This window comes from Halococcus agarilyticus, assembly GCF_000334895.1.
GTDB classification, from domain to species: Archaea; Halobacteriota; Halobacteria; order Halobacteriales; family Halococcaceae; genus Halococcus; species Halococcus agarilyticus.
In genome coordinates this window covers 88,734-101,799 of record NZ_BAFM01000006.1, presented here as the reverse complement: position 1 = coordinate 101,799, position 13,066 = coordinate 88,734, and the positions used below count along the sequence as shown (strand labels likewise).

General features: G+C 66.8%; 13 protein-coding genes. 6 read left to right on the top strand and 7 right to left on the bottom strand.

The features are described from left to right. Nucleotides 1–5 precede the first annotated feature (5 nt). Both TX76_RS17005 and TX76_RS06485 read right to left on the bottom strand, forming a co-directional pair. Nucleotides 6–830 (bottom strand): helix-turn-helix transcriptional regulator, encoded by an 825-nt coding sequence (locus TX76_RS17005; RefSeq protein ID WP_079890766.1) that lies wholly within the window; start codon nucleotides 828–830, stop codon nucleotides 6–8. A gap of 177 nt (nucleotides 831–1,007) precedes the next feature. Beyond that, entirely contained in the window at nucleotides 1,008–2,999 is a 1,992-nt protein-coding gene (locus TX76_RS06485; RefSeq protein ID WP_049900609.1) for a helix-hairpin-helix domain-containing protein, read from the bottom strand. A gap of 108 nt (nucleotides 3,000–3,107) precedes the next feature. On the opposite strand from TX76_RS06485, the gene larE reads away from it, so the two are divergent. Beyond that, entirely contained in the window at nucleotides 3,108–4,013 is a 906-nt protein-coding gene (larE, locus tag TX76_RS06480) for an ATP-dependent sacrificial sulfur transferase LarE (protein ID WP_049900606.1), read from the top strand. 18 nt (nucleotides 4,014–4,031) lie between these two features. Here larE and TX76_RS06475 read toward each other — a convergent pair whose 3' ends face one another. Next, the gene (locus TX76_RS06475) at nucleotides 4,032–4,652 is read right to left on the bottom strand and encodes a histidine phosphatase family protein (protein WP_049900603.1); all 621 of its coding nucleotides are present in this window, start codon (nucleotides 4,650–4,652) and stop codon (nucleotides 4,032–4,034) included. Nucleotides 4,653–4,811: 159 nt separating this feature from the next. Here TX76_RS06475 and TX76_RS18035 point away from each other — a divergent pair, with 159 nt between their 5' ends. Continuing rightward, the gene (locus TX76_RS18035) at nucleotides 4,812–4,970 is read left to right on the top strand and encodes a DUF7563 family protein (protein ID WP_195156011.1); all 159 of its coding nucleotides are present in this window, start codon (nucleotides 4,812–4,814) and stop codon (nucleotides 4,968–4,970) included. Here TX76_RS18035 and glmM read toward each other — a convergent pair. Then, nucleotides 4,967–6,286 carry a phosphoglucosamine mutase gene (gene glmM, locus TX76_RS06470; protein WP_049900600.1) on the bottom strand — a complete coding sequence of 440 codons (1,320 nt, stop codon included), beginning with the start codon at nucleotides 6,284–6,286 and terminating at the stop codon, nucleotides 4,967–4,969. The genes TX76_RS18035 and glmM overlap by 4 nt on opposite strands. A gap of 114 nt (nucleotides 6,287–6,400) precedes the next feature. Next, complete coding sequence (locus tag TX76_RS18290; protein ID WP_049900597.1) at nucleotides 6,401–6,847, bottom strand: hypothetical protein; 447 nt, start codon at nucleotides 6,845–6,847, stop codon at nucleotides 6,401–6,403. Nucleotides 6,848–6,973: 126 nt separating this feature from the next. On the opposite strand from TX76_RS18290, the gene TX76_RS06460 reads away from it, so the two are divergent. From TX76_RS06460 to TX76_RS06450, 3 genes are all read left to right on the top strand, one after another. Beyond that, the gene (locus TX76_RS06460; protein ID WP_049900595.1) at nucleotides 6,974–8,374 is read left to right on the top strand and encodes a phosphoglucomutase/phosphomannomutase family protein; all 1,401 of its coding nucleotides are present in this window, start codon (nucleotides 6,974–6,976) and stop codon (nucleotides 8,372–8,374) included. Nucleotides 8,375–8,414: 40 nt separating this feature from the next. Further along, entirely contained in the window at nucleotides 8,415–9,098 is a 684-nt protein-coding gene (locus tag TX76_RS06455; RefSeq protein WP_049900592.1) for a carbonic anhydrase, read from the top strand. A 91-nt stretch (nucleotides 9,099–9,189) separates the two neighbouring features. Then, the gene (locus TX76_RS06450; RefSeq protein WP_049900589.1) at nucleotides 9,190–9,924 is read left to right on the top strand and encodes a helix-turn-helix domain-containing protein; all 735 of its coding nucleotides are present in this window, start codon (nucleotides 9,190–9,192) and stop codon (nucleotides 9,922–9,924) included. Between the two features lie 45 nt (nucleotides 9,925–9,969). Here the strand turns inward: TX76_RS06450 and TX76_RS06445 are convergent, their stop codons facing one another. Both TX76_RS06445 and TX76_RS06440 read right to left on the bottom strand, forming a co-directional pair. Then, nucleotides 9,970–10,350, bottom strand: coding sequence for a hypothetical protein (locus TX76_RS06445; RefSeq protein ID WP_049900583.1), 381 nt, complete (start codon nucleotides 10,348–10,350; stop codon nucleotides 9,970–9,972). A 108-nt stretch (nucleotides 10,351–10,458) separates the two neighbouring features. Next, nucleotides 10,459–11,370: an alpha/beta hydrolase gene (locus TX76_RS06440; protein WP_049900581.1), complete on the bottom strand. Its 912-nt coding sequence runs from the start codon at nucleotides 11,368–11,370 to the stop codon at nucleotides 10,459–10,461. A 140-nt stretch (nucleotides 11,371–11,510) separates the two neighbouring features. Between TX76_RS06440 and TX76_RS06435 the strand changes: the two genes are divergently transcribed. Then, entirely contained in the window at nucleotides 11,511–13,064 is a 1,554-nt protein-coding gene (locus TX76_RS06435; protein ID WP_049900578.1) for an ABC transporter substrate-binding protein, read from the top strand. The last annotated feature ends 2 nt before the right edge of the window (nucleotides 13,065–13,066 follow it).

Sequence of the window (13,066 nt, the reverse complement as noted above, 5' to 3'; positions counted from 1 at the left end):
CAGAACTAGTCTGATTCTGTATCGGATGCTCCGATCGGAGTATCCGTCTCGTGCGGCTGTGTTGATTGATCTCTGTAGGTCCCATACGTTTTCCCACCCCACTTGATGGCCGCCGTATTGGTTGACTCGACCACTGCTTGTATTCGGCCGACTTCATTGTAGCCCACGAGCGCGAGTTGCTCGTCTGAGACGAACAGTCCATGAGGAAGATCACCTTCGTATACCCGAATATCGATGTGAGGTGGCGGATCTATCTCAGTCTCAGTAGCACTATCGCTGTCATACTGCTGACGGAGTGTGTCGAATGCAGCCGATGAGAGAACGTATTCGTACTCAGGTACACTTCCATCGTCCGTACCCACGCGGCGAGAGAGTTCGATCGATAACGAGGAGACGACTGGCAGGAACCCTCGGACACAATCAACTCCTCCAAAGCTGTTGAACAACCGATTCATCAGGGACATCGGCTGACCCGAATCAGGAGTCATCACGAGCGCGTCAGACAATTGGCTAATATCGATCTTCGGCGGCGTATTTACTACTTCGAAAAACGGTGCCATGCGTTTGATCGTATCGGTGGTCTCACTCATCGACACGAATTCCTCACGGAGAAGTCTTCCAATCGTGGTTGTCGTGTATCCAGAACATCTGTCTTCGATCCAGTCCCGTTCTTCCAGTACTGTAAGGTTACGCTGGACGGTGGAACGTGGACTGTTCAATGCCTCCATCAAATCACGAACGTCCATCTGTGTGTCATCGAGGACGTCGAGAATCCGAAGCCGTTGCGGTGAGTTGCAGAGGCATTCCATTGCAGCGCAACGTTCGTCCATGTGTATATATCGAAACCGCATCTGACTTAAAATTACTTTTGGAAGTGTGAGCATACCTTCCCAATTCTCCATCTACTACGAGATCGGTGAGACAAACAGGAGTTTTGGATCGTCGATTGCAATCAGCAGATGAGTGTCTGGATTCGCACAAGAATCACGAGTAGCTGCTGATGAAGATCACTCGAACTTCTCTAGCAGCCGCTCGTAGAACGGCTCCGCCCCATCTGCGGTCTCGCCGTCTTGGGTGGCGAGCTTCTCGACGATGAGTTCAGGCGTCGAGCGCGCGAGCACGTCTTTTTTCGGCGAACGCTCGACCACGAGCTCGCCGCCCTCCAGTCCGACCGCCTCGATGCCATCGACAGGAACCTCGAACCCGGCGGCCTCGCGGATCTCGCCGGCGAGGTGCGAGACGAAGACGGCGGTGGCCTCGCCGCCCGCGAGTTCTTCGAGGATGCCCGCGATGATCCGGGCCGACGCACCAGGCTCGGTGATGCTTTCGAGTTCGTCGACCAGCACCAGCCGGTGACCCGCCCCCGATACGAGGCCGGCGAACTCCCGGAGTGTGGACTCGAACGCGCCCGCGTCGAGGGTGCCCTGGCTCTTCTCCTGGTAGTGCAGCGAATCGTACCGCTCGACCACCGCCCGATCGGCGGGGACGGGCAGCCCCATGTGGGCGAGCACCGTGACGAGCGCGAGGAGATCGAGCGTCGAGGTCTTTCCACCGCTGTTGACCCCCGAGAGCAGCGTCGGCCCCGCGACTGCGTAGTCGATCGGCTCGACCGCCTCGAAGTCGATGTCGAGCAGCGGCGAGCGGCCGGCCTCGATCGCGACGCCGCTTCCACCGAACTCGGGCAGCGTGCAGTCGAACTCGCGAGCGAAGCGCGCGACGGCGAGTTCGACGTCGCGTTCGAGCGCCGCGTGGACGAGTTCCTCGCAGTCTTCGCTCAGGTCGGCGAGATCCGCCGCGAGGTCGCGTTTCAGCCGCGTCGCTCGACGGTCGCGCGCAGCGGTAAGCTCCTCGCGGAGCCGGCTCACGACCGCCTCATCGTGTTCCACGGGAAAGGTGGGCTCCTCGGGGAACGCCCGTGCGGCGATTTCTGCCTCGCCGGCGTCGAGCGCGAGCGCGTCGACGAGATGTTCGCGCGCGGCCTCGATCGCGGCGGCGTGCTCGTCTTCGAGCTCCCGCGAAAGCAGCGAGTCGACGCCAGCACCCTGCTCGACGAGCGAGAGCAGATCCGATCCTTCGATGGTGACGTCGCGCTCCTCGATCGCTTCGCGGAGCCGGTCGTTCGCCACGCTTTCACCCGTGGAGACCGCCGCGTCGAGATCGTCGACCGCCTGGCGCAGCCGCGCGAGTTCGTCGTCAGGGACGACGCTTCCCTCGTCGTCGAGTCGGGAGAGCGCGTCGTCGAGCGCCACGAGATCGCAGGGGGTATCGAGGTCGGCGGCCCGTGCGACCGCGGCGGCCGTGCGGAGCCGATCGCGGTTTTCGGCGAAGAAGGCGAGCAGCCGCTCGGGAACCACCATCTCGGGTTTTTCGAGCGCGTCGGGTTCGACCCGGACGTCGCCCGCGATGTCGATGCCGGCGAACGACTCGTCGAGCACGATCACGGTGGAATAACCCGTCGCGAGGTCCGCGATGTCGCGCGCGTCCTCCACCACCTCGACCGAAATCTCGGGGTAGGCAGCCTCGGCCGCGGCGTGGCGCTCGGCGTCGGCGGTGGCGAGACACCGCTCGCGGACCCGAAGTCCAGTGGGCGATTCAAGCGGCGCGACCCCGGAGAGTGCGTCGAGAACCTCGGGATCGGGCTCGCGCGCCATCGCCTGCGTGGTCCATTCGCGCACCTCCTCGATCCGCGACTCGCTCCCGGCGGGGTAGAGGGTTTCGAGCCGCTTGGCGGCGTAGTCGGTGACGGCGCGGTCCTGGAGGAGGGCGAGTGCGTCTCGGTAGACTTCGCGAGCGCGATCGGTGGCGAGGAACTCCCCGGTGTCGCCGTGTTCGGCCTTGATCGCCGCTCGCGCGATGGTCGCGGCCCGTCCCGGCGAGACCCCGGGAGCCTCGGCGAGCGCCGCCACGTCGCCCGCCGCGAGCGCGCGCTCGGGCTCGTCGAGCGCCGCGAGGCGGTCGGCGGTTTTCGGACCTACCCCCGGAACGGATTCGAGGTCCATCGCTCGCGTCAAGCCCCGCCGGGGGCAAAAACCATCCGGGGAGCGATCGGCCGTCATCAACGCCGCCGAACGCAACGCGCTTTTGGCCCGCGACCCCGAATCGGAGCCATGAACGTCGAGGCGAAGGCAGCCGCCGTCCGTGCCGATCTCGCCGAACGCGACGGGGTCGTGATCGCGTTCTCCGGTGGTGTGGATTCGAGTGTGGTCGCGGCACTCGCCCACGACGCGCTCGGGGACGACGCCGTGGCCTGCACCGCGAAGAGCGAGACCCTGCCGGCGGCCGAACTCGACGACACGACCCGAGTCACCGAAGAGATCGGGATCCGCCACGAGATCGTGGAGTTCTCGGAGCTCAGTAGCGAGGAGTTCGTCGCGAACGACGGCGATCGGTGCTATCACTGCCGCACGATGCGGCTCTCGGCGATGTTCGACGCCGCGCGGGAGCTCGGGATCACGACGGTGTGTGACGGGACGAACGCCTCCGATCCCGGCGAGGGCCACCGGCCGGGCCTCCGCGCGGTCGAGGAGCTGAACGCCTACTCCCCACTGTTGGAGCACGACATCACGAAAGATGAGGTTCGGGAGATCGCACGCGACTATGGCCTCTCGGTCGCGGACAAACCCTCGATGGCGTGTCTCTCCTCACGGATTCCCACCGGTCTCGATGTGACCGAGGAGCGGCTCTCGCGGGTCGAGAAGGCCGAAACCCTCCTCCGGACGTGGGGGTTCGAGCAGTTCCGGGTGCGCGATCACGACGGCCTCGCGCGCATCGAGGTCGCGCCCGAAGAGCTAGAGCGCGCGCTCGATGCCGACTTCGTTCGGGCGGCCCGCGAACATCTCACCGACATCGGCTTCGAGCACGTCACGCTCGACCTCCACGGCTACCGCACCGGGAGCGTCAGCCCGGCGGACGATGGGGGAGCCGAGACGGCAGACGGGACGGAAACCGACGCGTCGAGCCTCGTTTCCGGCGACCTCGATCTCGGCGCGGAGTACCCGACCGCCGAAGATTGACCGTTACGATACGGACGGCTACTCCCGGTAGCTCGTGTCGTTCTCGCGGACGATCTCGAACCCTTTCTCCTGATCGCCACGAAGTTCGTTCACCGCGCAGTTTCCCTGGGACTCGCCGGCGATCGACGTCACGTAGTCGATCCCCTTGAGATGGCCGAGCAGCGCGTAGAGCGGCCCGCCGTGAGTGACGATCAGCACCGTTTCGTCACCCGGCGCGTCCGCGACGAGCCGATCGAATCCATCGAGCACGCGCTCGCGACAGTCGAGCAGACTCTCGCCGCGCTCGGGGACGGCTTCGAGCGCACGTCGGCCGGACTCGGTGACGGCGAACTCGGGGTAGGTCTCGAACAGCGCCTCGTAGGAGAGTCCCTGATAGACACCGAAATCGCGCTCGCGCCACGCCCGGTCGAACGTCGGCTCGGCGTCGACGCCGGCTTCGTGGACGAGCACCGCTGTCTCGCGGGTCCGCCGGAGGTCGGAGGCGACGAAACGGTCGACATCGTACGTTGCGGCGAGATGCTCGCCGAGGCGCGTGGCTTGCTCGCGTCCCCGTTCGGAGAGCGGAACGGGTGCCCAGCCCTGAACCCGGCGGGCGGCGTTCCACGCGGTCTCGCCGTGGCGGACGAGGAGAACGGTCATGCTCACGTTTGGATGGCCGCTCGAATGAGCGTTGGTATCGATCCCGGGTCACGGCGCAGCGATCGGCGTCCTTCGGCGTCGTGTGGGTCGTGTTGACGTTCGAACGCGTGAGAAGACGTATCGTGGGGTATATGGTCGGTGACGTGGAATCGAAGGCGTATGCCTGAATGCCAGAACTGTGGTGCGTTCGTGACGGCGGCGTACGCCAGGGTTTTCACACCGAGCGAGATCGAGGACCCCCGGGTGTGCCCGCAGTGTGAGGACAAGATCCGCGACGGCGCGGAAGTCAGGCAGGCGCGGTCGACGCGGCGCGGCTAGTTCTCGGCGTCGGCGACGATCTCCCGAGCGGTCTCGAAGACCTCCCCAGCGCGCGCTTCGTCACGCGCCTCGGCAGTGATCCTGACGAGCGGCTGGGTCCCGCTTGCGCGCACCAGAAACCACGCGTCGCCGAGATCCGCACGAACGCCGTCGAGGGTCCGCACGTCGTCGTACTCTGCGAGAACCCGTTCCTCGACGCGATCCATCACTCCGGCTTTGTCGTCGGTTTCGACGTTCGCGCGCCGGATCGGGTAGGTCTCGATCTCGGTGGCGCGCTCGTCGAGCGGGCGATCGGCGGCGAGCGCGGCGAGGCGGCAGGCCGCGAGCGGGCCGTCGGGACAGAGGGTCTCGTCCGGCCAGATCCACGCGCCGCTCGGTTCGCCGCCGAACACCACGTCGGGCTCGGTGGCGCGCTCGGCCACGAACACGTCGCCGACTCTCGTGTGGGTGACCGTCGCTTCGAGCGGCGCGAGCGCGTCGTCGACCGCCAGACTGGTGTCCACGGGAACCGCGACGCGCGGTTCGTCGACGTCGCTCCGCGCGACCGCCTCGCGGGCGAACAGCGCGAGCAACACATCGCCGGAGAGGAACTCGCCCGTACCGGTGACCGCGCGTAACCGGTCGGCGTCGCCGTCGTGGGCGATCCCGCAGTCGGCATCGGTCGCCTCGACCAGTCTTCGGAGCGACTCGCAGTTCTCGGCGGTCGGCTCGGAGGGTCGGCCCGGAAACCCGCCGTCGGGTTGGGCGTTGAGCGTCTCGACCGTACAGTCGAGGGACTGAAGCGCGTCGACGGTGACGCCGCCGGCCCCGTTGCCGAGATCGACGGCGATCGAGAGCGGATCGTCGATTCCGACCGCCCCCCGGAGCGCGTCGACGTGGCGTTCGGTCGCGTCGACGCGGGTGCGGTCGCCGAGGTCGTCCCATCCCTGGAGATTGCTTTCGCCCTCACGAACGCGCCGGGCGATGGTGTCGCGCCGCGCCTCGTCGAACGCCTGGCCGCCCGGCTGCCAGAGCTTGATCCCGTTGTCGGGCGCGGGGTTGTGCGACGCCGTGATCGAGACGCCGGCGTCGGCGTCGTGCCAGTCGACCGCGCGCGCCACCGTGGGGGTAGCGGCGAGACTCAGATCACGGACGTCAGTGCCGGACTCGCGGAGGCCGGCGGCCAGCGCGTCGCAAAGGAGAACACCACTCTCGCGCGGGTCGCGCCCGACCACGGCACGATCGGCGTCGATCCCGACCGCGCGCCCGACGTCGAGCGCGAGTCTCGCGGTGACCGTCTCCCCGACCGGACCGCGGATGCCGCTGGTGCCGAACATGGTGGATGCCTGCGGGCGTTCGCGTCAAGACCCTACTGGTGTGGCGGCGGACCACGAACCGCGATCGGTGCCGGTCCGCGGCGACGCTATCGGGCGATCGCCGGACGGATGGCGCTACCGGGCGATCCGCCATCGCTCGAACGCAGCGACACCGGCGAACCGCCCGAACGCTCCCCGCGGGGTTCGAACTCCCGTCGGTCGTGGATGGTCACCTCGACTGCCACCGACGTCCCGGTCCGGTCCTCGATCGCCCGTGCGAGCGCCTGCGGGAGATCCGGATACGATCGGTCGGCGGGTCGACTCACGGTGACCGAGACCGAACGCTGGCCGCCGAGAACGTCCGCACCGACCACCTCTGTAGCGCCCGTCGTCGAACCCCGCCTCACGGAGTTCGTCGAGAACGTACCCGACGGCCTGGGTCGGCAAGGGAAACTCCACCAGCGTCGACGAATCGCGCTCGCTCGCCTCCCGGGTGACGACGCGATCGATGTCCTCCTCGCGGAGCACGTCGAGAACCGCCTCGCGGTCGTCGTCGGGGACGATGAGCTTGATGAGCCGCATCGATAGGGTGAGTGCGAGTCCCCATCGAATAGTCGTTGGCAAAAGCCGCTGTGGCCGTTTGCTTGACAGCGGCGAGGCAGCCGCGTCTGACGGGGGACTTTTGTTCGCGGGGCGGACAGCCACACTATGGACGCCATTTCGTTCGGGACCGACGGCTGGCGCGCGACCCTCGACACCTTCACCGCGCCGCGGGTGCGAATGGTCGGTCAGGCGGTCGCCACCCACCTCCGGGAAGCGGGCCACGACGCGCCGGTGGCGGTGAGCTACGACGCCCGCGAGAGTTCGCGAGGATTCGCCGAAGAACTCGCTCGTGTACTCGCGGCCAACGGGTTCGACGTTCTCCTCCCCGAACGCGACCGCCCGACACCGCTGCTCGCGTGGATGATCGTCGATCGCGATCTCGCGGGCGGACTGATGGTCACCGCCTCCCACAACCCGCCCGAGTACAACGGCGTGAAGTTCATCCCCGACGACGGCGCGCCCGCACTCCCCGACGTGACCGAGCGGATCGAGGCCAACCTCGCCGAGCCCGACCCGCTCCCCGAGCCGGAGTGGGGCACCGTCGAGGAGATCGATTTCGTCGACTCACACGCAGACCACGCGCACGACCTCGTGGCCGATCGAGCGGGTGTGTCGCGCGACGACGCCTTTCTCGACGGCGTGACGGTCGCCTACGACGCGATGTACGGCAGCGGGCGGGGCGTGACCGACGCGCTACTCGAACGCGCGGGTGCTGACGTCGATCGACTCCACTGCGAGCAGCGCGACGACTTCGGCGGGACGCCACCGGAACCGAGCGCCGAGCACCTCGCGGAACTCGCCGAGTGCGTCCGGACGGGCGACGCCGCCCTCGGGATCGCGAACGACGGCGACGCCGATCGGCTCGCGGTCGTCACGCCCGAGCGGGGCTACCTCGACGAGAACCTGTTTTTCGCCGCGATCTATGACTCCCTCCTCGAATCGGACGCCGGCCCGGCTGTCCGCACGGTCTCGACGACGTTCCTGATAGACCGGATCGCCGAGGCCCACGGTGAGGACGTAGTCGAGACGCCGGTCGGATTCAAGTGGGTCGCGGAGGCGATGGGCGAGGCCGAGGCCCTGATTGGGGGCGAGGAGTCGGGCGGGTTCTCGATCCGCGGGCACGTCCGCGAAAAGGACGGCGTGTTGCTGGCGCTGCTCGCGGCGGCCGCCGCACAGGAAGAACCGCTCGACGACCGGGTGGATCGGCTGTTCGACGAACACGGCGCGATCCATCAGTCGAAGATCAGCGTCGACTGCCCCGACGACGAGAAGACGCGCGTGCTCGACGATCTGGAGGGGGAGCTTCCCGAGCGGGTCGCGGGCGAGGCGGTTGCGGACGTGGTCACGAAAGACGGGTTCAAGATCCTGCTGGAGAGCGGGGCGTGGCTGCTCGTTCGGCCGAGTGGGACCGAACCCGTCCTTCGGGTGTACGCCGAAGCAAGTAGTGAAGAACGGGTCGACGAACTGCTCGACGCCGGCCGTGACCTCGTCGCGCCGCTCGTCTAGGACCGAAGAAGTATATTCGACGGGTGGGTTCCGGATAGCCATGGACCAGACGGTTGTCGAACTACTGGAGCGAAACGCCGATCACGCCGAGGAGTTCGGGGATCGATTCGACGACGTGCAGGACTCACAGCGGCCGGCAGTCGTCACGGTCTGCTGTGCCGACTCCCGGGTGCTTCAGGACCAGATGTGGGAAAACGACAAGCCAGGACACGTCTTCACGTGTGCCAACATCGGGAATCGAGTGTGCCAGCGGACCGACGCCGGGGAAGTCGTTTCGGGGGACGTCCTGTACCCGATCGCCCACACCGACACCGAGACCGCCGTCGTGGTCGGCCACACGGGCTGTGGGGCCGTCACGGCGGCGTACGACGCCATCAGCGGCGACGGGGCTGGCGAGCCCGCCGGGATCGAACACTGCATCGGACTGCTGACCCCCCACCTCGAAGCGGGCGTCGAGGCGCTCCCCGCGGACGTGCGTCGCACCGAGGCCATCGACCGGCTCGTGGAGTACAACGTCGATCGCCAGGTCGCGGCGCTCGTCGAGAGCGAGGATGTCCCCGATAGCGTCGACGTCGTCGGGGTCGTCTACGACTTCCAGGACGTCTACACCGAGCGTCGGGGTGAGGTTCACGTCGTCAACGTCGACGGCGAGACGGAGGTCGACGCGCTGCGTAACACCCACTCCGAGATCGCCGCACGGATCGAGCGGCGGTGGGAGTACTGAGTTCGGTCGTAAGCCGCCACACGACCTCACGTTCGTCGGGGCGAAAGCGTTTTGCCGGCGAGCGAAAAATCATGAGTGATACACCGGGGCCATGATCGATCTCACCCTCGACGTCGAGCAGTACGACTGTCCATACATCGCGGCGACCGACGATCACGATGTGGCGTTCTCGACGCTCAACTGGGAGTTCGACCGCACGGCGGCGAAGCTCGAGACCAGGATGGTGGTCGACGGCGGCGACCGCGCGACCCTCGACAGAGGACTGGGGACGCTCCGTGAGCACGACCAGATCCACGAGTACGACCTAGTGGCCAAACGCGACGGCGTCGCCCGGATTCGCTCGACCATCCCGACGACGAACGCGATGGGCACGATCCGCGACCACGACGGCTACGTCACGGGCCCGTTCCACATCGAGTCGGGGAGCGAGCGCTGGCAGGTGGGGTTCGACGGCGAGGGGGCCGCCGAGGCCGCGCTGGCGGCGCTCGAAACCGACAACGAATTTACCGTCGAGGCGCGCGAGGAGGTCGGTCTCCCCGAGATGGGTGGGTACGTTCAGTCGGTGGGTGCGGCGATGACGCTCGTCGACGGCTGTCGCGATCTCTCTGAGACTGAACGCGAGACTCTCGAAGCCGCCGTCGACGGTGGCTACTTCGACCGGCCGCGCAGCGCCGACCTCGGAGCGCTCGCCGACGAGTTCGACGTCTCGAAGCCCGCGGTCTCGAACACGCTCCGGCGCGGCCAGGAACGCGTGCTCTCGCGGGTGGTCGACGCGCTCGACGATCTCGACGACCCCGATGACGAGCGATCGGAGTCGCCGGACTGACCAAGCGATCGTCGGTCGACAACCGCTCCGCGACGCACCCGTGGCTCAGGTTCGGGCCAGCGACAGTATCTCGTCGCGGGCCGTCCGCGCACACTCGCGATTCCCCCGGTCGAAGTGAACCGTGTTCTCGTTGACCGGATCGCTGAGCAGTCCGCCAACGTCGATCTCGACGCCGGTTTGCTCCACCTGGAGGTAGCCGATGGTGATGCCCTCGGAATAGTCGATCCCCTGGATCTCGGCGGCCGGAATCGTCTCGTCGTCGAACGTCGAACGTCCGACGCGCTCGATGACCACCCGGTCTTCGTACACGGTCAGGGTTCCGTCCTGGAACTTGCAGACAACGGCGGCGTCGGCGTGGTCGTCGACCGAGTCGGTGCCATCCTCCCCGGTCTCCCTGTCGTCCCTGCTCCACGGGAGGTCGATCATGACGTTCGTACATTGGAACGCGCAAAAAGGCGTTCGCCCGTCGAAAGAGACGGTATCGCGTCGGCGGAACGTACCGACCGCTTCACACCGCATCCCTCAAGCGGCACTTCACGTCCGGTCGTGGAAGCGGTTCACGGCGTCGTAGAGCGCACTGCGGCGCTTGCCATGCATGGCGTAGTGGTCCGCGGCCGCGAGTTCGAGGTATTCTGCATCGAGGGTCCCGAGTTCGTCGTACAGCGCGGTCGCGTCCGCGCGCCACGAGATCGCGTCGTCGGAGCCGCGAACCACGAGCGTCGGGGCGTCGATGTTCGCGGCGTCGTACGGCGGCTCGTCGGCACAGCAGTCGGCGAAGTCCGCGAGCGCACCCGTCTGAGCGACATACCGGCTCTCGTCGACGCCCTGGTTCGACTCGATCTGGGTTCGCCAGATCGCCTCGAACAGTGCGTCGTTTGCGTCCTCGCCCTGGCGACTTTCGACGGTTGCGCGGTCCTGATAGTAGTAGGCGTCGAGATCGGGGTTGAGCCCGAGCGCCGCGAGGCCGTCCTCAACGTCGTAGGGCGTCCGGTAGACCGGCGCGCACTGGACGAGGGAAGCTATGGGGGGCGCGTCACGTTCGACGAGCCGTCCGCAGACGTTCGTGCCCCACGAGACACCGACGAGATGCACGGTGTCGAAACGCTCGCGGACGAATTCGAGTGCGTCGGCAGCGTCGTTCGCGGCGAGATCCGCCCGGACTGGCGGGCCGTTCTCCTCGGGCGGTTCGTCCATCTCGGACGGACGGTCGCTGTCGCCGTACCCCCGGATGTCGAGCGCGAACGCCGTTCGACCGCGCTCTCCAGGGGCGGCGAGCCACGAGTACGAGTCGTCGCCCGCGACCGGCGGGGCGAACAGCGCCCGTGCGCAGGTGATGCTGCCGTGGACGAAGAGCACGGCTTCGTCGCCGTCGTCTGCGGGGGATCGTTCCCAGAGGTTGAGCGAGAGGCCGTCGCGCGCCGTCACGTCGTGAGCCCGAAGTGCCATGTCGACATCTCGATTTCAGTCACCGAATAGGGTGTGGTTCACATGTTAGCACGCTCGCCCGAACCGGCCAGCGCGGGCGCACCGGATTAACATGTGAACATCGGGGTTGAGGGTGTGGCAGGTGTTTCATACCACGTGTCATGAACACGAACGACATCACGCGTCGACAGGTGGTCGCGGCACTCGGTGCTGCCGGGGTCTCCGGCCTTGCGGGCTGTGCCGGCGGAAACGGCAGCGGGAGCAACGACTCGGGTGGCAACGGAACGGACGGCGGCGGTAGTGGCGGTGGCAGCGGGAACGACACTCAGACGTCGACCGAGAGCGGCGGTGCGACCGAGACGGCGAGCGGGGACGGAACCGAGACGAGCGGTGACGGCGGAACCGAAACGAACAGTCCCGAGGGGACGGAGACGGCCGGTGGGGACGGGACGACGACCGGTGGGGGCGGTGGAGCGTCGGGAACCGTGAAGATCGGCGTCCTCCAGCCGCTCACGGGCGATCTGAAGTACTACGGCCAGCAGTCGCTCTGGGGGTTCTACGAGGGGTTCAACTACAAGAGCGACGAGGGGTTCACCGCCGACGCCAAGACGGGAACGAAGACCGCGACCGTCGGTGGCGTCGATTACGAGCTGATCGTGCGGGACACCCAGCTGCAGGCCAGCCGCGCGCAGTCGCTCGCGACCAGCCTCGTCCAAGATGAAGAAGTCGACATGCTCTTCGGCTGTTCGTCCTCGGGGGCGGCCTCGCAGGTCGCCACCACGGTCACGAACCAGGCGCAGGTCCCGACGATGATCGGGCCCGCCGCCTCGGCCGACATCACCGCGAGCAGCGAGACGTGTGGCGAGTACCTGTTCCGGGCGAGCGAGAACACCGCGATGGACGCCCGGTCGGGTGGGCGCTACGTCGCCCAGAACAGCGACGTCTCGAAGGTGTACCTGTTCGGTGCGGACTACAGCTTCGGGAAAGCGGTCGTCAACAACTACCGGACGGTGCTCGAAGCCAACGACGTCGAGATCGTCGGCGAGAAGTTCGTCCCGCAGGGGTACTCCGAGTGGCAGGGGCTGCTCGACAACGCCGAGGAGGCGGGCGCGGAGGGGATCGTCGCCGGGTTCACCGTCTCGACGCTCCCGCAACTGTTCACCACGTTCCTCAACGGCGACTACTCCTACCGGGTGTTCGGCGGGTTCGCCACCCAGATCACGGTGGGGATCATCGGCCAGACGCTCCAGAAGGTGCTCGGCGAACCGCTCACGGCAGAGAAACTCGAAGGGACCAATCTCGGGCCGTTCACCACCCGGTATCACTGGAACCAGTACGACAACGAGATCAACAACTCGTTCGTCGACAGCTACACCCAATCCTACGGCGTGGTGCCCGACCTCTTCACGTCGGGTACGTTCACGGCCGCCTCGTCGATCGTCCAGGCGGTCGAGGCGAGCGGCTCGACCGACGGCGAGGATATCGCGAGCGCGCTCCGCGGGATGACCGTCACCGACACGCCGAAGGGCGAGGGTGCATACACCTTCCAGCGCTATAACAACCAGGCGCGCTCGGCAATGACGCTCGCGAACGGCGTCCCGAACGACAACGACAACTGGGACGCCGCGATCAAGCCGAGCGACCCCATCGCGACTGTGCCAGCCGATCAGACCACGATCCCCCAGGACAGCTCCGAGATGGGCTGTTCGCTCTGAGG

What these genes read in the sequence shown, in the direction of transcription:
- TX76_RS06475 (WP_049900603.1), bottom strand. Translation starts at nt 4,652, where the DNA reads ATGACCGTTCTCCTCGTCCGCCACGGCGAGACCGCGTGGAACGCCGCC.
- TX76_RS06455 (WP_049900592.1), top strand. Translation starts at nt 8,415, where the DNA reads ATGGACCAGACGGTTGTCGAACTACTGGAGCGAAACGCCGATCACGCC.
- glmM (WP_049900600.1), bottom strand. Translation starts at nt 6,286, where the DNA reads ATGTTCGGCACCAGCGGCATCCGCGGTCCGGTCGGGGAGACGGTCACC.
- TX76_RS18035 (WP_195156011.1), top strand. Translation starts at nt 4,812, where the DNA reads ATGCCTGAATGCCAGAACTGTGGTGCGTTCGTGACGGCGGCGTACGCC.
- TX76_RS17005 (WP_079890766.1), bottom strand. Translation starts at nt 830, where the DNA reads ATGGACGAACGTTGCGCTGCAATGGAATGCCTCTGCAACTCACCGCAA.
- larE (WP_049900606.1), top strand. Translation starts at nt 3,108, where the DNA reads ATGAACGTCGAGGCGAAGGCAGCCGCCGTCCGTGCCGATCTCGCCGAA.
- TX76_RS18290 (WP_049900597.1), bottom strand. Translation starts at nt 6,847, where the DNA reads ATGCGGCTCATCAAGCTCATCGTCCCCGACGACGACCGCGAGGCGGTT.
- TX76_RS06440 (WP_049900581.1), bottom strand. Translation starts at nt 11,370, where the DNA reads ATGGCACTTCGGGCTCACGACGTGACGGCGCGCGACGGCCTCTCGCTC.
- TX76_RS06485 (WP_049900609.1), bottom strand. Translation starts at nt 2,999, where the DNA reads ATGGACCTCGAATCCGTTCCGGGGGTAGGTCCGAAAACCGCCGACCGC.
- TX76_RS06450 (WP_049900589.1), top strand. Translation starts at nt 9,190, where the DNA reads ATGATCGATCTCACCCTCGACGTCGAGCAGTACGACTGTCCATACATC.
- TX76_RS06435 (WP_049900578.1), top strand. Translation starts at nt 11,511, where the DNA reads ATGAACACGAACGACATCACGCGTCGACAGGTGGTCGCGGCACTCGGT.
- TX76_RS06460 (WP_049900595.1), top strand. Translation starts at nt 6,974, where the DNA reads ATGGACGCCATTTCGTTCGGGACCGACGGCTGGCGCGCGACCCTCGAC.
- TX76_RS06445 (WP_049900583.1), bottom strand. Translation starts at nt 10,350, where the DNA reads ATGATCGACCTCCCGTGGAGCAGGGACGACAGGGAGACCGGGGAGGAT.